The sequence below is a fragment of the Pontibacter mangrovi genome (assembly GCF_006385705.1).
In the GTDB taxonomy this organism is placed as follows: Bacteria; Bacteroidota; Bacteroidia; order Cytophagales; family Hymenobacteraceae; genus Pontibacter; species Pontibacter mangrovi.
This window is the reverse complement of sequence record NZ_VFRQ01000002.1, coordinates 274218-293131: the sequence shown is the minus strand read 5'-3', so window position 1 is coordinate 293131 and position 18914 is coordinate 274218. Positions and strand designations below refer to the sequence as shown.

19 protein-coding genes are annotated in these 18914 nt (G+C 54.7%); 10 read left to right on the top strand and 9 right to left on the bottom strand.

The annotated features are described in order from the left end of the window. Positions 1 to 504: 504 nt before the first annotated feature. Complete coding sequence (locus tag FJM65_RS04845; protein WP_140620024.1) at positions 505 to 1467, bottom strand: YihY/virulence factor BrkB family protein; 963 nt, start codon at positions 1465 to 1467, stop codon at positions 505 to 507. Between the two features lie 70 nt (positions 1468 to 1537). Here FJM65_RS04845 and FJM65_RS04840 point away from each other — a divergent pair, with 70 nt between their 5' ends. Continuing rightward, positions 1538 to 2344, top strand: a complete 807-nt coding sequence (locus FJM65_RS04840) for a DUF6503 family protein (RefSeq protein WP_140620022.1) — start codon at positions 1538 to 1540, stop codon at positions 2342 to 2344. Between the two features lie 111 nt (positions 2345 to 2455). On the opposite strand, the gene FJM65_RS04835 is transcribed toward FJM65_RS04840, so the two are convergent. From FJM65_RS04835 to FJM65_RS04820, 4 genes are all read right to left on the bottom strand, one after another. Further along, entirely contained in the window at positions 2456 to 3910 is a 1455-nt protein-coding gene (locus FJM65_RS04835) for a DUF4403 family protein (RefSeq protein WP_140620020.1), read from the bottom strand. Between the two features lie 90 nt (positions 3911 to 4000). Next, positions 4001 to 4324 (bottom strand): thioredoxin family protein, encoded by a 324-nt coding sequence (locus tag FJM65_RS04830; protein WP_140620018.1) that lies wholly within the window; start codon positions 4322 to 4324, stop codon positions 4001 to 4003. Between the two features lie 108 nt (positions 4325 to 4432). Continuing rightward, positions 4433 to 5158 carry a DUF3891 family protein gene (locus FJM65_RS04825; protein WP_140620016.1) on the bottom strand — a complete coding sequence of 242 codons (726 nt, stop codon included), beginning with the start codon at positions 5156 to 5158 and terminating at the stop codon, positions 4433 to 4435. Positions 5159 to 5420: 262 nt separating this feature from the next. Beyond that, complete coding sequence (locus FJM65_RS04820; RefSeq protein WP_140620014.1) at positions 5421 to 6395, bottom strand: NAD-dependent epimerase/dehydratase family protein; 975 nt, start codon at positions 6393 to 6395, stop codon at positions 5421 to 5423. 363 nt (positions 6396 to 6758) lie between these two features. Between FJM65_RS04820 and FJM65_RS04815 the strand changes: the two genes are divergently transcribed. From FJM65_RS04815 to FJM65_RS04800, 4 genes are all read left to right on the top strand, one after another. After that, a complete protein-coding gene (locus tag FJM65_RS04815) occupies positions 6759 to 7982 on the top strand; it encodes a hypothetical protein (protein WP_140620011.1) in 1224 nt (407 codons plus the stop codon). A 49-nt stretch (positions 7983 to 8031) separates the two neighbouring features. Then, positions 8032 to 9222: a glycine C-acetyltransferase gene (gene kbl / locus FJM65_RS04810; protein ID WP_140620009.1), complete on the top strand. Its 1191-nt coding sequence runs from the start codon at positions 8032 to 8034 to the stop codon at positions 9220 to 9222. A 96-nt stretch (positions 9223 to 9318) separates the two neighbouring features. After that, positions 9319 to 9606, top strand: coding sequence for a hypothetical protein (locus FJM65_RS04805; RefSeq protein WP_140620007.1), 288 nt, complete (start codon positions 9319 to 9321; stop codon positions 9604 to 9606). Positions 9607 to 9609: 3 nt separating this feature from the next. Further along, positions 9610 to 9816 carry a protein BatD gene (locus tag FJM65_RS04800; RefSeq protein WP_140620005.1) on the top strand — a complete coding sequence of 69 codons (207 nt, stop codon included), beginning with the start codon at positions 9610 to 9612 and terminating at the stop codon, positions 9814 to 9816. Positions 9817 to 10050: 234 nt separating this feature from the next. Here FJM65_RS04800 and cdaA read toward each other — a convergent pair whose 3' ends face one another. Together cdaA and folP are read right to left on the bottom strand one after the other, a co-directional pair. Then, a complete protein-coding gene (gene cdaA / locus FJM65_RS04795) occupies positions 10051 to 10890 on the bottom strand; it encodes a diadenylate cyclase CdaA (protein WP_140620003.1) in 840 nt (279 codons plus the stop codon). Further along, positions 10887 to 11753, bottom strand: coding sequence for a dihydropteroate synthase (gene folP, locus FJM65_RS04790; protein ID WP_140620001.1), 867 nt, complete (start codon positions 11751 to 11753; stop codon positions 10887 to 10889). Before folP ends, cdaA begins: the two co-directional genes overlap by 4 nt. A 35-nt stretch (positions 11754 to 11788) precedes the next feature. On the opposite strand from folP, the gene FJM65_RS04785 reads away from it, so the two are divergent. The 5 genes from FJM65_RS04785 (at position 11789) to FJM65_RS04765 (ending at position 15519) form a co-directional block, all read left to right on the top strand. Beyond that, entirely contained in the window at positions 11789 to 12343 is a 555-nt protein-coding gene (locus tag FJM65_RS04785) for a DUF1599 domain-containing protein (protein ID WP_140619998.1), read from the top strand. An 85-nt stretch (positions 12344 to 12428) separates the two neighbouring features. Then, positions 12429 to 13535, top strand: coding sequence for a BT_3928 family protein (locus tag FJM65_RS04780; RefSeq protein ID WP_140619995.1), 1107 nt, complete (start codon positions 12429 to 12431; stop codon positions 13533 to 13535). Then, entirely contained in the window at positions 13525 to 14262 is a 738-nt protein-coding gene (locus FJM65_RS04775) for a hypothetical protein (RefSeq protein ID WP_140619993.1), read from the top strand. Before FJM65_RS04780 ends, FJM65_RS04775 begins: the two co-directional genes overlap by 11 nt. A 37-nt stretch (positions 14263 to 14299) precedes the next feature. Then, on the top strand, positions 14300 to 14806 hold the full coding sequence (locus tag FJM65_RS04770) for a shikimate kinase (protein ID WP_239022828.1): 507 nt from the start codon (positions 14300 to 14302) through the stop codon (positions 14804 to 14806). A 101-nt stretch (positions 14807 to 14907) separates the two neighbouring features. Then, on the top strand, positions 14908 to 15519 hold the full coding sequence (locus tag FJM65_RS04765; protein WP_140619991.1) for a sterol desaturase family protein: 612 nt from the start codon (positions 14908 to 14910) through the stop codon (positions 15517 to 15519). Positions 15520 to 15583: 64 nt separating this feature from the next. On the opposite strand, the gene FJM65_RS21150 is transcribed toward FJM65_RS04765, so the two are convergent. Both FJM65_RS21150 and FJM65_RS04760 read right to left on the bottom strand, forming a co-directional pair. Continuing rightward, on the bottom strand, positions 15584 to 15754 hold the full coding sequence (locus FJM65_RS21150) for a hypothetical protein (protein WP_181163637.1): 171 nt from the start codon (positions 15752 to 15754) through the stop codon (positions 15584 to 15586). A 178-nt stretch (positions 15755 to 15932) separates the two neighbouring features. Then, the gene (locus FJM65_RS04760; protein WP_140619989.1) at positions 15933 to 18608 is read right to left on the bottom strand and encodes a cation-translocating P-type ATPase; all 2676 of its coding nucleotides are present in this window, start codon (positions 18606 to 18608) and stop codon (positions 15933 to 15935) included. Positions 18609 to 18914 lie beyond the last annotated feature (306 nt).

Here is an 18914-nt window from a genome sequence, read left to right as displayed (position 1 = left end):
AGCTAGAATATAAAGTATAAATGAGCGGCCTCTGCTAGTGTAGCAGGGGCTGTTTTGTTATAGATCAGGCTTTGGTTAATCCCTGGCGCAAGCGTCCGCTTGTGCCTTTATACTTTAGCCTCCGCCGGCGCGGGCTTGCAGCCTGTGGCTTTATATACTTTGGCCATACTTTATACTTACTTCTGTTTATACTTTTTCATAGTGACTGCTCCCTTCAACTGGAACCAAGCTATACTTCCATAGCCGCTGCTTCCTAAAGCTTGACACAAGCTATCCTTTCAAGCAACTGCTTATCCTCAGTCTTACGTGACTATAGTAGCATTTCATACTTGGCTCCCTCAAGGCCGGGAGGCCCCTACCCCCACCCAAGGACTGGGATCAGTTTTCGATAGCCACCGCTATTGCTATGGAACAAGTATATTTCCCCTTTTTGGCTAAGGAGGGGAAGGGGTGGTTGGACCCGGTGCTGCAGACACTTGCGACAAGCCATTGAGCAACCAAAAATCAGCCTTTAAACCTGCCCTCGGCATGCGGCCTGCCGGTGCCCTCCAGGTCCTTGGGTTTGTCTTTAATTTCCCGCTCTTCCACAAACACGGCGTGCTCTTTTGGAGAAATGCGCTGCCCATACTTGCGGGCGTACTGCTGCGTAAACTCCGCCCCGAAAAACACGATCATGGAGGAATAGTAGATCCAGACAAGTATCAGGATGATGGAGCCCGCCGCACCGTAGGCAGAGCCGGGGTCGGAGGTGCCGATGTACCAGCTGATGAGGAATTTACCGACCGTGAAAAGTATGGCCGTGATGAGCGCCCCGATCAACGTGTCTTTCCAGCGGATGTAGGCATCGGGCAGGTACTTGAGGATGAGGGCGAACAGCAGCGTGATCAGGCCAACGGAGATGACAAAATCGAGTACCTTGATGAGCCAATAGCCTATTCCGGGTATCATGCCAGTGATGTAATCGCTCAGCACCGAGATGGCCGCACTGATGACAAACGAGATGAGCATGAGCAGCGAGATGCTCAGGATCAGACCGAAAGAAAAAACGCGCTCCTTGACCATGTACAGAATGTTGTTGGTTGGCTTTACCTTCAGGTTCCAGACGCTGTTGAGCGACTGCTGCAGCGTGGCGAAAAAGGTAGTGGAGGCGAAGATCAAGGTGCCGATACCCACCCACATGGCCCAGCCAGACGATTCGGTTGTGCTGGCATTCTGCACCATGGTTTGGATAGAGGAGGCAGCGTCTTGGCTAATGGCGGTGGATACCTGCTCCTCCAGCTTCCCCGACACGGCCTCTTCGCCAAAGAAAAAGCCTGCCGCCTTAATGATGATGAGCAGCAGCGGCGGGATGGAGAAGATGGCGTTGAACGCCAGTGCAGCCGCCAGCCGGAGCGAGTTGGCGTCCAGAAAGCCGTTTACGGAAGACTTTAGCAGCTGGAAAATTCCTTTAAGAGTATATCTGGCCATAGGGCATGTGTATCTGTTTCAGGTATGGTTCTAAACTACGCAGCGCCTCTGCAATGGGTTAAAACAGCCTTTGCCGGAGCACCTTGGCAGCATCCTGTGCAAGTATAAATCCGTACAACGCAACGCAACCAACACCAATGCCATGCCCCACCGACACCTGCTGAAACCATTGCTCCTGTGCCTGCTGCTGTTGCCGCTCGCCTGCGCACAATCCCCCGAAAATAAAGCTGAGCAAATAGCCCGCCGCGTGCTAGACAACATGGGCGGCGAAAAAGGCTGGGAAGATACCCGCTACCTTGCCTGGACCTTTAACGACCAGTACCAGGTGTGGGACAAGCAGCAGCACCGCTTCCGTTGGGAGATGGACAGCCTGGTGGCCGTGATGAACATCGACACCAAAAACGGGAAAGTATACGCCGATGGCCGGGAACTGCCGGACGGGGAGGAAAAGCAGAAGCTGCTGGAGCAGGCCTACGCCCTCTGGATAAACAACTCTTACTGGCTGGTGATGCCCTTTAAGCTGCTGGACCCCGGCGTGAACTTAACCTATTTGGGCGAAGAAAAAACAATGGACGGCGCCCCGGCCGATGTGCTGCAGATGACATTTGAGGAGGTGGGGCTGACGCCGCAGAACAAGTATAAAGTATGGGTGGACAAGGAGCAGGGGCTGGTAACGCAGTGGGCTTTCTTCCGGAACTACGAGGATGCGGAGCCGGCCTTTACCCGCCGCTGGAGCGACTACCGCGACTACGGAAGTATAAAACTGGCCAGCGACCGCAGCAACCCCCAAAGCGACTTTGAGCTGTTCCATATAGCCGCGCCCGCTAAAGTGCCGGAGAAAGTGTTTAACAGCCCCAAGCCGATTAAGAAGCTTTGATTATTGAGTTGACTCAGGCTGAAAAGTATAACATAACTGCTGTCATACTTGGCAGGCCTTCCTGTTGCTAAGAAGTCTTGAATCTTGTGTCTAATATCTTGCGTCCAAAGACTACAGCTTATCTACCGTAGCGGTTAGTGTGCCGCGGGCGTTTACAACGGCTTTTATGCCATCTTGGGTTAGGTAAAGGTTCTCGGGCGTGATGTCTTTTATACTTCCGCGCAGCAGCACCGACTTGTTTACCTGCCCCTGTTTGTCGAGCATGGCCTGCAGCATTTGGCGGGCATTTTCCAGCTCGTGCTGCACCGGTATACTTACCTGCTGCTGTATCATCTCCTCGAAGCGGTTTTGAGCCAGCCAGTTCGCGGCGCTCAGGATTTTATCTCTGGTGTCCAGGTCGTAAGCCACATCGCGCACCCGGATGGAGGCGGTTTCGGCATTGTAGTAGGGCGTGCCGCGCAGGTAGATCTTCCCGCTGATCTTCTTCGTAAAAATGCCTGCCTTTGTCTTGCCGTCTATGTCGAGCATCAGCACCAGTTGGTTGCCTGCCGGGGTAATGGCTGCCTCGCTTACAGTAATCTGGCTCTTTCCCTCCTCAAAAGTATAAGTCTGGTTAGCCACCTGCTCCTGCACCATCTTGCTGGCGTGTGCATACGGTATACTTGCCGTCAGCCCGATCTGGATATCGTCGGCCATGTGGCTGTCTATGATCAGTTTGGGCAGCGCCTTGTTTGCCTGTACCTGCGGCTTGCCGTTGGTGCTAACAGTGATGTAGGAGGTGAGGCCAAGGCGGGTGTTCAGGCTGCCGTTGTGGGCCAGCAGCGGGGCCATGCGTACTTCCTGTGGCGCCACGCTAAGCCAGGCGTTCAGGTTGTCGTCCAGCTTCAGGGGCTGCTGCAGCTGCTGCCAGGCCTCGGCAATATACTTTCTCACGTCCAGGCGGCTTTGCAGTTCCTTGTCCAGTTGTTTAGAGAGCGAGGTCATCTGTTGGCGCAGCGCAGGCTCCACAAAACGGGCCAGGCCAATGCGCAGCGGCCCCAGTTCCAGCACCGGTTTGGTATCGCCCCACACAAAGTTGCCGCTGGTAATGGTGTTGATTTTGTAGTCTTCCGTCAGCCCGATCCTGCTTTCTGTTTTAATGATGATGTCAAAGGCGGTGTCCTCGGTTTTATCGATAGAAGGGCATATTTTGCACGGATCCCACTTCCAGCGGCCTTTGGCGAACACGCGCAGCGGCACCGAGAAGTATACTTTGTCCTGCTCAGCACGCATGCTCAGGTGCCCGTTGCGGGCCACGGTTACGGCCAGGTTATCATCTGCCAGGTTGGTGTCCTGGTATAGGATGCCGGCTATCTCCTGGTTCAGTTTTTCTTCCAGGGCAGCCACCGATATAGAGACAGGCACGGTAACAGAAGAAAGGCGCGGGGTATAAGCCGGAATAGCTGCTGCGGCGGCGGTAGGCGCTGCCGTGTCCAGTTGCTCGGTGCCGGAGCAGCCGGGCAGGGCAAAGCCCGCTATTATTAGCAGGAGCAGCACGGGGAGTTTACGCAGGGTGTGTAGCGGCATAAGGTAGCTGTTTTAAAAAGCGGCGCAAGGTAGCACAGGTTTTTTGGTTAACAGCTACAGGGCAAAGGTCGTTCCTTAAAAAATGTTGCGTCAGGTGTACTGCAGCAGCTTTTGCAGCATATCGCGCAGTTCGGCCTCGGTGGCGGCTATGCCGCAGTCGGCTAGCAGGCCATTGCTGTAGGTGGCAAAGAAGGGCGTTCCCTTCAGCTTCACTTCGCGGCTCGAAACGGGGTTTTCCCTGGCTTCCATCTTCAGGAAAGCGATGGTTTGGTACGCAGGCTCTTCGGAGATTCCTTTATACTTCGGCTCCATTTCCTTGCAGATAGGGCAGGTCTCGTCTGTAAACTTCACGATTACCTTTTCTCGCTCAAATATTAATTTTCTTAGCTCGTTGTCGTTAGATTCTATTATCATTCTAGTTTAATATGATGGGTGATGCCACCTGTTACAGAAGTATAGACGCGCTTTTGAAAATATGGGTTAAGGCAAATATTTAAGACGGAGGCAGAAGTGAAGGGTGCATTATTTCTGTAAAGCCCACTTTTTATATGTTACCTCCGCCTGGTGCAGCGCCTGCGCCAGCTCGTCGTCATGCTTAAACTGCAGCTGTGGCAGCACCCGGTACTCTACCTGCACCTCAAACTGATTTTGCGCAAAAGGCCAGGGTTCCACGTGTACCGTTTCGTTCTGCAGCTGCTTTACAAAGTATACTTTCCCGCCCGGCCCCGCGGCTATTTCCAGCGACCGCTCATCGGCTGGCAGTTCGTTGCGGCAAAGTATAAGCGAGAGGCGGTCGCACCACTGCATGATGGCGTAGGCCTGCTCTGCCTGTTTTTGAGATAGCCTTAGGCTCTTGAGACAATTTTGCTGTAGCTCCCGCTGGTCATCCAGAAAGGTATCGGTGGCTTTGCTCTCGCCGCGGCGGCTCTCGTACAGGTAGCTCATGTGCAGGGAAGTGAGGAGTGCCACCCATCGCCCCTGAAACCGCACCGCATGCATCAGGGCCTTTGCCTGCTCCAGCGTGTTGGGCTGCAGCGTGAAATCGGCGGGAGCGCCGGCGGGAGTAAGGCCGTCTTTGCCGCGCCAGGTGCGCTGGCGGTTGTCGTGGTTGGCAATGGCTACCAAGGTCTCCACCCAGTGCGCGCACTGCAGCGCCGGTTGCAGCTGGTACGCCAGTTCTGCGGCCAGTATGCCGTGCGCCTGCTGGTAGATCACTTCCCAGCCTTCGGGTATCGGGTTTACGATCATAGATCAGGATGTACGGGGTTTGAGGATGAAGTATACTTATGTGCGGCTGGTGGTGTTGTGTAAACCAGGCAGTGGGCCTAAAGTTGTGATCTTTCCTCAGAGAAAAAATGTTTCTGCCACGGAGCCTTCCTGCCGCAAGTTACGCTATCGCTAAACTTGCGGCAGGTTAATGGTGAAGAATCCTGTTCATCCTGATCCAAAATAAAAAAAGGCGATGCTGCTGCACCGCCTTCTCCTGTGGTTTATACTTTGGGAACAGAATTTATACTGTTTGCTCCTGCTTCATCTTCTTCAGGTTCACCAGCATGTCTTCTGTCATGGCATCCAGGTCATACTGTGGCGTCCAGCCCCAATCCTGCTGCGCGGCGCTGTCGTCAATGCTTTGCGGCCACGAGTCGGCAATCTTCTGGCGCGAGTCCGGCTTGTAGACGATCTCAAAATCCGGGATGAACTTCTGGATAGAGGCCGCGATCTCTTTTGGCGAAAAGCTCATGGCGCTCAGGTTGTACGAGTCGCGCACTTTTATACTTTCTGCCGGGGCATGCATCAGGTCCAGGGTAGCTTTCAGGGCATCCGGCATGTACATCATCGGCAGGTAGGTATCTTCGCTCAGGAAGCACTCGAAGGTTTCGCCGGCCAGGGCTTTGTGGTAGATATCCACGGCATAATCAGTAGTGCCGCCGCCCGGCAGGGCTTTATAGCCGATCAAGCCAGGGTAGCGGAGGCTGCGCACGTCCAGGCCATACTTCTGGAAGTAGTATTCGCACCAGCGCTCACCAGCCTGCTTGCTGATGCCGTACACGGTGTTCGGGTCCATCACGGTTTGCTGCGGCGTGTGCCGGCGCGGCGTGCTTGGGCCGAAAACAGCGATAGAGCTTGGCCAGTATACTTTCTCCACTTTGTGCTCCAGGGCCAGGTCCAGCACGTTAAAGAGGCCATCCATGTTCAGCTTCCAGGCAAACTTCGGGTTCTTCTCACCGGTAGCCGAGAGCACGGCCGCCAGGTGGTAAATCTGCTTGAATTTATACTTGGAGGCCAACTCGGCCAGCACGTTAGTGTCCAGCACATCCACCTTCTCAAAAGGGCCCGAATCGCGCAGGTCGGCTTGCTTGGGCGGGGCAATGTCTGCCGCCACCACGTTTGCCTCCCCATACATTTTGCGCAGCTCCATTGTCAGCTCAGAGCCCAACTGCCCGCAGGCGCCAATCACCAATACCGTGTCACTTGTGTTTGCCATAGCGTATAAAAAAACTTTGCACAAAGTAACCGAATTCAAGGCAATCCAAAAAATATACTGCTGAAAGAAACAGGCGCCGGGCCTTGGGGGGATGAGCGAAAAAAGGGCCGCTCCCAAAGGTATGCGGCCCATTATCAACCTACTCTAATACTAACCTGCACAAAGGTAAACCTGCCGCAGGCCAGGGCAAAGGGCTGCGTGGAGGCTTAACGAAATGTTAACTCTGCGTAAAGTATAGGTAACCTGCCACAGGGCAGCAGGCGGATTTTCTTATATTTGTAGGCAAGCGGTGCAAAACAGCGTACAGGTAGTCGGTTTTAGCCCGAAACCTTAACTTGCATTGCCATTAAAGGCCTGAAGCATATGACATTTGAGGAGTTCCTGGTAAAAAAACGGATAGACAAAGCCGCATTTGAGGCTTCGGAGTCGGCGCGCTTTGCAGCGTGGCAGGAGATGTACGCCCAAATGCACCCCAACAGCTTTCTGGTGCAGGTAAAGATGGTGATCAACGACGTGCGCCTGCGTTACCACCTGGCTGAGGAGAACATTCCGAAACCAGCGCCAGCCGCTGCCCGTCCGGCCGCCGTACGCAGGGCTGTTGCGGCTAAGCCAGTGGCAGAAGAAACCGCTGCCCCCGCCGCCGCATCAGAAGAAAGCACCCCGAAACCAAGGCCAGTGGTAAAGCGCCCTGCCGCCATACAAAGGCCAGCAACGGGAGAGGCAACAGAAAAGCCGGCCGCTGCAGAAGAGGCCAAGCCTGCCGCTCGCCCAAGGCCAGTGGTGAAGCGCCCGGTAATACCAAAGCCGGCGGCAGAGGAGACAGCATCAGCAGAAAAAGCAGAGGGCACGGAGCCAGCCAAGCCAGCTGCCCGCCCGCGTCCGGTGATCAAGCGTCCGGCAGCGCTACAGAAACCGGAGGGAGAAAGCGCAGCCGCCACGGCATCAGAAGAAAGTATAAAACCAGCTGCCGGGGAAACGCCAGAAGCCAAGCCAGCCCGGCCAAGGCCGGTGATAAAACGCCCTGTAGCGTTGCAGCAGCCTAAACCGGAGGAAGAGCAGCAGGAACAGACTTCGGTAGAGGCCCCGTTGGAAAACACACCTAAGCCGCCAAGGCCACGCCCGGTTATCAAGCGGCCAACCGCCCTGCAGCAACCACAGGAGGAAGAGCCAAAGCCTGAAGAAGCGCCAGCGCAGCCAACAGAAGAGGCCGCTGCGAAACCGCCACGCCCAAGGCCGGTTATGAAACGGCCGGTGGCACTGCAGAAGCCAAAGGAGGAAGAGCCGCAGGAGGAGCAAAGTATACCGGAAGCACCTGCAGAAGCACCGGCGCCTGCCGCGGAAGATAAGCCAAAGCCTCCGCGACCGAGGCCCGTTATCAAGCGGCCGGTGGCTTTGCAAAAACCGCCTGCCGAGGCATCCGAAACAGAGAGTACAAGTATAAATCAGCCTGAAAAAGAGCCGGAGCAGCCACAGGAGCCGACAAAGCCGGAAGAAGAACAGCCGAAACCAAAGCCGCCACGGCCACGGCCCATTATGCGTCGGCCACCGCCAAAGCCGGACGAGACCGGCGATGTCACGGGCCAGTGATCATACTTAAAAAGAGAAAAACGAGCAACGTATAACGAATAACAAAACTATGTACGAGACTTTAAAACCAGACTTAGAACAGCAGCTTGCCGAGATCAAAGAGGCAGGCTTGTATAAACAAGAGCGCATCATCACCACCCCGCAGGGCGCTGACATCGACACCACGCAGATGCACCACGTGCTGAACTTCTGCGCCAACAACTACCTGGGCCTGTCGGCGCACCCGAAGGTGATCGAGGCGGCAAAGGAGGCGATCGACACGCACGGCTACGGCATGAGCTCGGTGCGCTTTATCTGCGGCACCCAGGACATCCACAAAGAGCTGGAGCGCAAGATATCAGAGTTCCTCGGCACCGAGGATACCATACTTTACGCCGCCGCTTTCGATGCCAACGGTGGTGTTTTTGAGCCATTGTTCGACGCTGAGTCTGCGATCATCTCTGATACCCTGAACCACGCCTCCATCATCGACGGCATCCGCCTGTGCAAAGCGCAGCGCTTCCGCTACAGCCACAACGACATGGCCGACCTGGAGGCGAAGCTGCAGGAGGCGCAGGGAGCGAAGCACCGCATCATCGTGACGGATGGCGCCTTCTCGATGGATGGCACCGTAGCGCAGCTCGATAAGATCGTGGAGCTGGCCGATAAGTATAAAGCGCTGATCATGGTGGACGATTGCCATAGCACAGGCTTTATGGGCAAGACCGGCCGCGGCACGCACGAGTACCACAACGTAATGGGCCAGATCGACATCATTACGGGCACGCTGGGCAAAGCGCTTGGCGGTGCGATGGGCGGCTTTACCTCCGGCAAGAAAGAGATCATCGATATGCTGCGCCAGCGCTCGCGCCCATACCTGTTCTCTAACTCACTGGCTCCGTCTATCGTGGGGGCCTCCATCGCCGTGCTGGACCTGCTGAGCTCCACCACCGAGCTGCGCGACAAGCTGGAGTGGAACACCAAGTATTTCCGTGAGCAGATCACGTTGGCCGGTTTCGATATTAAGCCGGGCGACCACCCGATTGTGCCGGTAATGCTGTACGATGCCCCGCTGGCGCAGGAGTTCGCTGCCCGCATGCTCGACAAAGGCATCTACGTGATCGGCTTCTACTACCCGGTGGTGCCAAAAGGGCAGGCCCGCATCCGGGTGCAGCTGTCCGCCGTGCACGACAAGGAGCACATCGACAAGTGCATCGCCGCCTTTGTGGAAGTAGGCAAAGAGCTGGGCGTGATCCAGTAAGTATAGATCCGCACCAAAGTATAGAAAAGCCACTCCTGCCATGGGAGTGGCTTTATTTTTTCCTAACTTGTATCAAACTCAGGATACATCAGAAGTATGAACAACATAAAGATAAAGCCGGGGCAGGTGTTGTTGGGTACGGTGCTGTCGTGGATGGTGATCTCGTTTCTGGCTTACACCACGGCGGATATGCGCAATGAACCAAACGTGGTGTACACGCTGCTGCAGATCACGTTCTACTTCTCGCTGCTGTTGTCGGTGGAGGCGTACCTGAGCCTGCTGCTGAACCCGCAGTGGACGCGCCTGCACTTTGGCACCATTCTGCTGCTCATAGCGCCGGCGCTGCTGTACCTGATATGGTTTTTAAGCGAAACCCTGTTCTAGCCCATGGAGCTGCTCGCACGTAACCCCGAAATCTTCCTGCTGGTCACGCTCAACTACCTGCTGGTGGCCATCGCCCTTATGCACCTCATTTTTAAGTCTGATTACCCTGTTGGCTCGCGCCTTATCTGGATGGCCATACTTTGGGTTATACCCGCGCTTGGCATTGCGGCTTACTGGCTGGTGTGGTATAGGCGGCAGGGAAGGCTGTAAAGTATGAGTAAAAGAGTTTAGGAGTTAGGCTAGAAGGTTAGAAAGTATAAGTGTAGAGCCCTAGCGCCGGTATCTGACCGGTGACGCGCAGTGGGCGGCGAGTCACCAGACGCGCTTGTGCTGCACCAGGACAAATTCCTAACCTCTTTGAAGCGTCTTCTTCAGAAGCTATAAAAGCGCGTTTCCGCGGGAGCTTTGAAGATTCCCCAAGTATAAATTCTGCAAAGTATAAATCTACGCCGCGCTAACGGATTTCTCTGAAACGGCGGCGGCTGGCTTCTGGTCGGTGTCGAACAGGAACTGGTTAAGCTTCACGCGCAGGTCGGCGGAGGAGAGGTTGCGGTAGGCCTCTCCGTTGCGCACCAGCGCGATCTGTCCTGTTTCCTCGGATACCACCAGCACAATACTGTCGGTAATCTCGGTCAGGCCGATGGCGGCGCGGTGGCGCAGGCCCATGGATGCCGGGATCTCCTGGTTTTCGGAAACCGGAAGTATGCAGCGGGCTGCCTTGATGCGGTTGCCGGAGATGATCACGGCGCCGTCGTGCAGCGGGCTGTGCTTGTTAAAGATAGACATGAGCAGGCGCTTCGAGATCACAGCGTCAATCAGATCGCCCGACTCGGCATAGTACTTCAGCTCAGAGCTTTTGGCAAACACGATAAGCGCCCCGGTGTTCTTGCCAGCCAGGGATTTTGCCGCTTCAATGAAAGGCGTCAGGCTCAGTTTTTCGCTCTGCTCGCGGCGCCACGGAAAGCCCCATAAACGATCGTGGTTAAGCGAGGTGGTTTTGCCGATGAGCAGCAGGAAACGCCGGATCTCGGGCTGGAAAAGTATGATGGCGGCCAACACGCCCACCCCCATAAACTGCCCCAGGATAATGGTAAGCAGCTCCATGCCCGCGGCACGCACCACCAGGTACAGCAGGTATACCGATAGCAGGCCCAGGAAAATCTTCAGCGCCACGCTGCCGGTCAGCAGCTTGTACAGCTGGTACAGCAGCACCGTCACGAGCAGGATATCGATAATCTCGATCCAACCTATTTCTAAAAAGCCTATGCTGAATAAAAAGATCAAAGTTTTGTTTTCTCTAAAAGTATAACGGTTTGCTTAGCTTCTTTTACGTCATGCACCCGCAAAATGCTGGCACCTTTCATCAACGCCACAGTGTTCACAGCTATTGTGCCCGTCAGGGCGTCGGCCTGGTGTATGCCCAGCAATTTATAGACCATGGACTTGCGCGACATGCCAGCCAGCAACGGCAGGCCTAAGATACGGAAATCTTCGAGGTGGCGCAGCAACTCAAAGTTTTGTTCCACGGTTTTGGCAAACCCAAAGCCAGGGTCCAGGATTACGTCCTTCACCCCAAGTTGCTGCAGCCTGGCCAGTTGCCCCTGCAGCTCGTCCAACACATCCACCACTAAATTATCATACTTGGTAAGGCTGGCCATGGTTTGCGGCGTGCCGCGCATGTGCATCAGTATGTATGGCACTTGCAGCCGCGCCACCGTCTCAAACATAGCCTCATCCAGCAGCCCGCCGCCCACATCGTTAATCATGTGAGCGCCGGCGGCTATACTTGCCTCGGCCACGCTGGCCCTAAACGTATCTACAGAAAGTATGGCTTCCGGAAAATGGGCGGCAATGGCCTCGATGGCCGGCAGAATGCGGTCCTGCTCCTCCTGCGCCGATACTTCCGCTGCGCCCGGGCGGGTGCTGTAACCGCCAATGTCCAGTATGTCGGCGCCGTCGGTCAGCATTTGGGCAGCCTTGCGCACGGCCTCTTCTGTAGAGCTTAGGCGGCTGCCAGGATAGAACGAATCGGGGGTTAGGTTGAGGATGCCCATTACCTGCGGCACCTCCAGCGAAAGAAGCTTTCCACGGCAGTTTAGTGTGGATTTTTTCTTAAAAAGCGTATCTTTCGAATCTAATGTTGGCATGCGGGTCAATTATTTTTAAAATTAAAGCTAAAAAGTTGATTAGTCAAACACTGCAGGAATATAATAGGGTAGTACAGCGCTGCAAGGATACCTTTGTGAAGAAAACCCGCGACTACGGCACCGCCTGGCGCGTGCTGCGGCTGCCTTCCATCACCGATCAGATCTTTATCAAAGCCCAGCGCATCCGCTCTATCCAGGAGAAGGGCAAGCAAATGGTGGCCGACGACATCAACGGTGAGTTCGTGGGCATCATCAACTACTGCGTGATAGCCCTGATGCAGCTGAACCTGCCGGCCGATGCTCCGCTGAGCCTGTCGGCGGAGGAGGTGGAGCGCGAGTATACCCGCCACATTGAGGAGAACATAGAGCTGCTGAACGCCAAGAACCACGATTACGGTGAGGCCTGGCGCGACATGCGCGTGAGCTCCATCACCGACATTATCCTGATGAAGCTCTACCGCACCAAGCAGATCGAGGACAACGAGGGGCAGACGCTGATCTCGGAGGGGGTGGAGGCCAACTACCGCGACATGATCAACTACGCTGTGTTCGCGCTGATTAAGTCTGGCTTTGCGGAAAAGGTAGACTAAGAATCGAGCTGCAAGCCCGCACCAGCGGAAGCTGCTTTTAATTCTCTAACTCCCAAACTTTTTAACTCTCTAACTTACAAGGTTAATGAAGTTCATAAGTAATCTTTTCTGGCTGTTTGTGGCTGTTTTGTTCATCTTCTCCGGCCTGATCAAGATAAACGACCCGGTGGGCACGGCCATCAAGTTGGAGGAATACTTCGAGGTGTTCTCCACAGACATTGCCCCCTTCTTTAAGAGCTTTGAGCCCTACTCGCTGTTTCTGTCCATCTTTCTGAGTGCGGCGGAGATTGTGCTGGGCGTGGCGCTGCTGGTGCGCTACCAACTCAAACTGGTGCTGTGGCTGCTGCTCATCATGATCGTGTTCTTCACCTTCCTCACCTTCTACTCGGCCTACTTTAACAAAGTAACCGATTGCGGCTGCTTCGGCGATGCCATCAAACTCACGCCCTGGGAGTCGTTTACAAAAGACGTGGTGCTACTGATAATGATCCTGGTGCTGCTGTTTACGCAGCAATACCTGCAGCCATTTATGCGGGCCTCTTCGGGTGCTATCATCACCATCATCACGGCGGCCCTGTCGGTGGCAGTAGGCTGGTTTGCCTATGAGCACCTGCCGTACATCGATTTCCGCTCATACAAGATAGGCAATAACATTCCTGCCCTGATGAAGCCGTCGGAGCCGCTACGCTACAAGTACATTATGACCAAAAACGGGCAGGACGAGGAGTTTGAGGAATACCCGACCGATACCACGTATACTTTTAAAGAGATGGTGGCCATAAACCCGGAGGCGGGGCCAAAGATCACCGACTTTAACGTATGGAACGACACAGCCGACCTAACCCAGGAGGTGCTAACGGGCAAAAAGCTCTTGATTATTGTGCAGAGTGTGGCCAAGGCCAAGCAGGATAACTTTGATAGTATAAACGCACTGGTGAAAGCCGCTGAAGCCGCAGGCATCACGCCGATGGTAGTAACCAGCAGCAGCGCCGCTGAATTTGAGGCCTTCCGGCACGAGGTAAACCTGGCAGTGCCCTACTACTTCGGCGACGGCACCGTGCTCAAGACCATCATCCGCTCCAACCCGGGCCTCGTGCTGCTGCAGGACGGCACCGTAAAAGGCAAATGGCACCACAACGACACGCCAAGTATAGAGGAGGTGCAGGAGCTGCTGACAGAGAATGAGGAGTAGGCTGCTTGTTGCGCTGTTTATACTTTCGTTGGCTTCCTGTAGAGAGGAGAGTACAACGTATGAAGGATGTGAGTACGAAACGAGCGACCCGCAGCTACAGGTATACAACGACCTGCTCGTTGAGCTGGTAGAAAACGAATTCTATTACCTGTACCTCGGAGAAAAGGCGGAAGCGCTGAAAGATGAGTTAGATAAACTTAATGACCCGGATTCTGTAGCTGCTTTTAATGCGAGTAATCCGACACTGCAGAAGCTGAAGCAAGAAGTGGCAAAAGATACGTCAGGGCATAAGACGATCTATATTAGCCACAAGAATCATAATAAGTATGTATTCGAGGATTTTATTGCCGCGCTTTGGGGAAGGCAGGGGACAGATAGCCCTATGAGGCAGATGCTGAGAAAGTATGATGCAGACAGTAGCACTGTGTTTTTACGTCTGTATGACTCTCAACTAAAATATAGCGCTTCCGATTTCCAGGCCTGTACTTTCAAAATCGGTTCTTTAGAGGGCGCTGAGTTGATTTGGGACCTGGAACCTGAGCAGCAACAGGATGCCATCGGCCAGGTCAGCTTTTCCGAAATCCAATGGAATAAGCAGCAGAACAAAGGAGTTTTGTACTACGAGTTCATCTGTGGCACAAAGTGCGGAAAGGGAGAGCTGATAGAGTTTGAGAACGTGAATGGCCGCTGGACGATAACTGAACGTACGATGCTATGGATCTCTTAAGAATAGCTTCTTTAACTTTCTAACTCTCTAACTCCTGATGCGAATCTTCCTGATAGGCATGATGGGCAGTGGCAAGACCACGCTGGGGCGGCAACTGGCAGCCAGGCTCGGCTATACCTTCGTGGACCTGGACGAGTACCTAGTGCAGCGGCAGGGACAAAGTATAGCGCAGATTTTTGAGCGGCAGGGGCAGGAGCACTTCCGGAGGCTGGAGCGGGAGGCGCTGGAGGAGGTGGTGCAAAAGTATACTAAGGCCGTGATCTCTACCGGCGGCGGGGCTCCCTGCTTTTTCGATAACATAGATTTTATCAACCAGCACGGCATCAGTTTATACTTAGAAGTGCCCGTAGTGCAGCTGGTGCAGAGGCTCTTAGCCCAAGGGCTGGCACAGCGCCCGCTGTTGGCAGGCAAAAGCCCCGAAGAATTAAATTCCTACCTTTCCGAAACATTAGTTCTCCGAAAGCAGTTTTACGAACGCGCTACCCATACCTGCCCCGCAGCAAACGCCTCTGCCGAAAGTCTGGTGCAGGTGGTTAAACAATAGCGCACGGGCCTCGTTAGTATGAGTGTGTGCACTGCAACTATGGCCCAACATCAAAATTTAAAGTAGTTTTGCATCGTTAACAGATACAGCAAAATCTAACTATGAAACCTAATCACAAAGGAACCGCACAGCTGTTCAAAAACCCGGTTCTGGAGAAGATGACCAGAACGCACATTGCCATTCCTATCGCTATTTTCTTAACAATAGCAGCAGGTCTGATCTACTATGGCATCACCCATAGCTTTATCAGCATACTGGAGGCGATAGGCTTCTTCTTCCTGGGGTGGTTCATCTTTACCCTGATCGAGTACCTGGCGCACCGCTACGTGTTCCACATGGGTACCGACACGCCCCTGAAGGCCCGCATGCAGTACTTGTTCCATGGCAACCACCACGAGTACCCGAAAGACAAGAAGCGCCTGGCCATGCCGCCGGTGGTAAGTATACTTTACGCCTCAGCCTTCTTCTTTATTTTTAAGGTGATTTTCGGCACGTTTGTGTTTGGTGTGGTGGCCGGTGTGCTGTTTGGCTACGCCATGTACCTGCTGGTGCACTACGTGGTGCATGCTTATCCGCCGCCAAAAAACATGCTGAAAGAGCTCTGGATCAACCACAGCATCCATCACTACAAAGACCCGGAGGCAGCGTTCGGCGTATCGTCGCCGCTGTGGGATTACATACTGGGCACTATGCCGAAGCGCGCCCGCAAATAAGGGAACAGCAAGTATAAAAAAGGAGCCTCTCGGGGCTCCTTTTTACTTTTCGTATACTTTTGCTTTATCTTCTGAACTTACGGAACAGCCAGGAGATGAGCACCACAATCAGCACGATGATGATGAGGGCGGTCCACATGCCGGCTTCAAAGATATCGCCTACCAGCTCGCAGCTACTCATGGTAAAGGTTAGCAGCACCAGCAGCGCCATCAGGTATGTTCTTATGTTTTTCATAGTTTTATCTTTTCGTTTGGTATTGCCCTAAGCTTTTATAAAGTATGGCAACCGTACAGCCTGGGTGTAATATGATAATATTGCCATTTATAGTTACTGCAATTGCCTGCAAAAGGTTAGCGGCTGCGGACGGGCAAGTCTAACCAGGAGGGTGGTTAAATGATCAGAGGCAGGAAGGCTACGCTGCTAGCGGGTCTGCGTTTTTGGCCTGGCGCGCGCGCAGGTATACTTTGCCCAGCTCGCTTACCAGCAGCGGCAACAGCCCCAGAAACAACACCGCCGCCCAACCCTGAGCATCCAGCATGCGCAGGTTAAAGGCATCGCGCATGGCAGGCACTAACACCACCGCCAACTGTAGCAGTAGCCCCAGCGCCACGGCCCCCAGCAGGAACAGGTTAGAGAACAGCCCCACCTGGAAGATCGACTTAAGCGGGTGGCGCATTGCCAGGGCATAGTATAGCTGGCAGGCCACCAAAGTCATAAAGGCCAGGGTGCGGGCGTTCTGTACCGTCTCCACGGGTACGGCATCGTCAAAAGGGCTGAGGCCGTGCTCATAGTACCCGAACCAAAAGGCAAAGATGGTGATGCCCCCGATCAGAAAGCCGCCTGCCACCGCGCGCCAGCCCGCTATGCCGTTAAAGAAGCTCTCCTGCGGGTCGCGCGGGCGCTCCTTCATAACGTCCGGGTCGCCGGGGTCCATGCCCAGGGCCACGGCAGGCAACGTGTCGGTCAGCAGGTTTATCCAAAGCAGCTGTGTGGCAATCAGCGGGGCCTGCCAGCCAGCCAGCAGCGTCAGGAACATGGCCACTACCTCGCCTAAGTTACAGGTTAGCAGGAACAGGACCGACTTACGGATATTGTTGTATATGTTGCGGCCCTGTTCAATGGCGGTTACAATGGTGGCAAAGTTGTCGTCGGTCAGGATCATGTCGGAGGCGCCTTTGGCTACGTCGGTGCCTGTAATGCCCATGGCCACGCCAATGTCGGCGGCGCTTAGAGAGGGCGCGTCGTTCACCCCGTCCCCCGTCATCGACACAATATTGCCATGCGATTTAAGGCCGCGGATAATGCGCACCTTATGCTCCGGCGACACCCGCGCAAACACCCGATAGCCCTGTACCCGCTGGTTAAACTCCTCCTCCGGCAGCTCGTCTATCTCCTGGCCGGTGGTAGCCTGGCGCATGTTGTCGGCTATGTTCAGCTCGCGGGCAATGGCAAAAGCTGTGTTCTTGTGGTCGCCGGTGATCATGATGGTGGTGATGCCTGCCATGCGGGCTTTCTGCACCGATGCCTTTACCTCCGCCCGGGGCGGGTCTATCATGCCTACCATGCCCAGCAGGATCAGGTCCTTCTCCATTTCCTCAGGTTCTATCACGGTGTCTACGGGCTTGTAGGCGGCCCCCAGGGTGCGCAGTGCCTGCCCCGACATACGCTCAGTGGCCTGGTTAAACTGTTGGCGGTGTTGTTCGGTAAGGGGCACCACCTGGCCGCTCTCCAGCACGTGCGTCGCTATCTTCAGCAGGTTGTCAATGGCGCCTTTGGTATATACTGTATACTTGTCGTCCTCCTCGTGCAGCGTCGACATCAGTTTGCGGTCCGAGTCGAAAGCGAACTCGCCCACGCGCCTGCTGTTGGCCTGCAGTGCCTGGCGGTCTATGCCCAGGTCGTCCGCCAGCAGGAGCAGGGCAATCTCGGTAGGGTCGCCGGTGCCCTCGTTATGCTCGTAGGTGGCGTCGGAGCAGAGCACCATCGCCTTGGCCAGCTTCTCAGCGCCTTCTGAGGCTTCGTTCTGGTTGCCATGGTTTACTTCTCTCTCGCCCTCCAGGCTAAAGTAGCGCACTACCGTCATTTTGTTCTGCGTAAGCGTGCCTGTTTTGTCGGAGCAGATGATGTTCACGGAGCCCAGCGTCTCCACGGCAGGCAGCCGCCGCACAATGGCGTTGCGCTTCGACATGCTGGTAACCCCGATAGAGAGCACAATGGCCACAATGGCTGCCAGGCCCTCAGGTATGGAGGCGACCGCCAGCGACACCGAGATCAGGAACATCTCTACCAGATCGCGGCCCTGCAGCAGCGCCACCACAAAAATGAGGGCACAGATGCCGATGGCCAACTTGCCAAGTGTTTTTCCCAGTTTTTCGAGCCGCGCTTCCAGCGGGGTGGTAACTTCTTCCTCGGTGTCGATGATGCTGGCAATCTTGCCTACCTCGGTTTGCATGCCGGTGGCCACTACCACGCCTACGCCGCGCCCATAGGTTACCAGCGTAGACATGTAAGCAGAGTTGTGGCGGTCGCCGATAGGGGTTTGCGGGTCTGGCAGCGTCTGGTCTGCATCTTTGGTGGCGGGCATCGACTCGCCGGTAAGCGCTGATTCCTCTATCTTCAGGTTCGCCGACTCGATCAGGCGTAGGTCTGCGGCAATAAAGCGGCCCGCATCCAGTATCAGAATATCACCGGGCACAACATCTTCGGAACGGATTTCTTTGGTGGTGCCCTCGCGGCGCACCAGTGCTTTGGGCGAGGCAATTTTCTGCAGCGCCTCAATGGCATTGCCCGCTTTCACCTCCTGTGCCACCCCCAGCACCGCATTCAGCAGAATAACCACAAGTATAATGATCGTGTCGGTATACTCGCCCATCAGCGCTGTAATCACCACAGCGGCAAGAAGCACATAAATGAGCCAGTCCTGCAACTGGGCGATAAAAAGCTGCAAGATGGTTTTCTTCTTTTTGCCCTTCAGGGCGTTGGGCCCATACTTCTGCAGCCGCGCCTGCGCCTCCGCCTCCGATAGCCCCTGTGCAGGACTCACCTCAAATGCAGCAAGACTTTCTTCTATAGATTTCGAAAACCACATATAGAAACAGGTTTAACGCGGAGCATGGTATGGCGTATGCTTTTGCTAAATTTCACGCTGCCGCCACACGGTGGGGCTGCACCTGCTAGGTACGTTTTTTTAAGTATAAAGTGTAGTTCACCTAACTGCTAGAAGCTGAGCAGGTATGGTTTTGGTGTTCCAGGCGTGCAGCTCCTTTTCTGAGGGCTATACTTCAACTAGCACGATATGGATGAGGTGCACGGGGACCACCTAGCATTATCTCTCTGTGCAGTTGATTGAGGATGCCATTCATCAGTATAGGATGGCTAGTTCAAACGCCGCGCA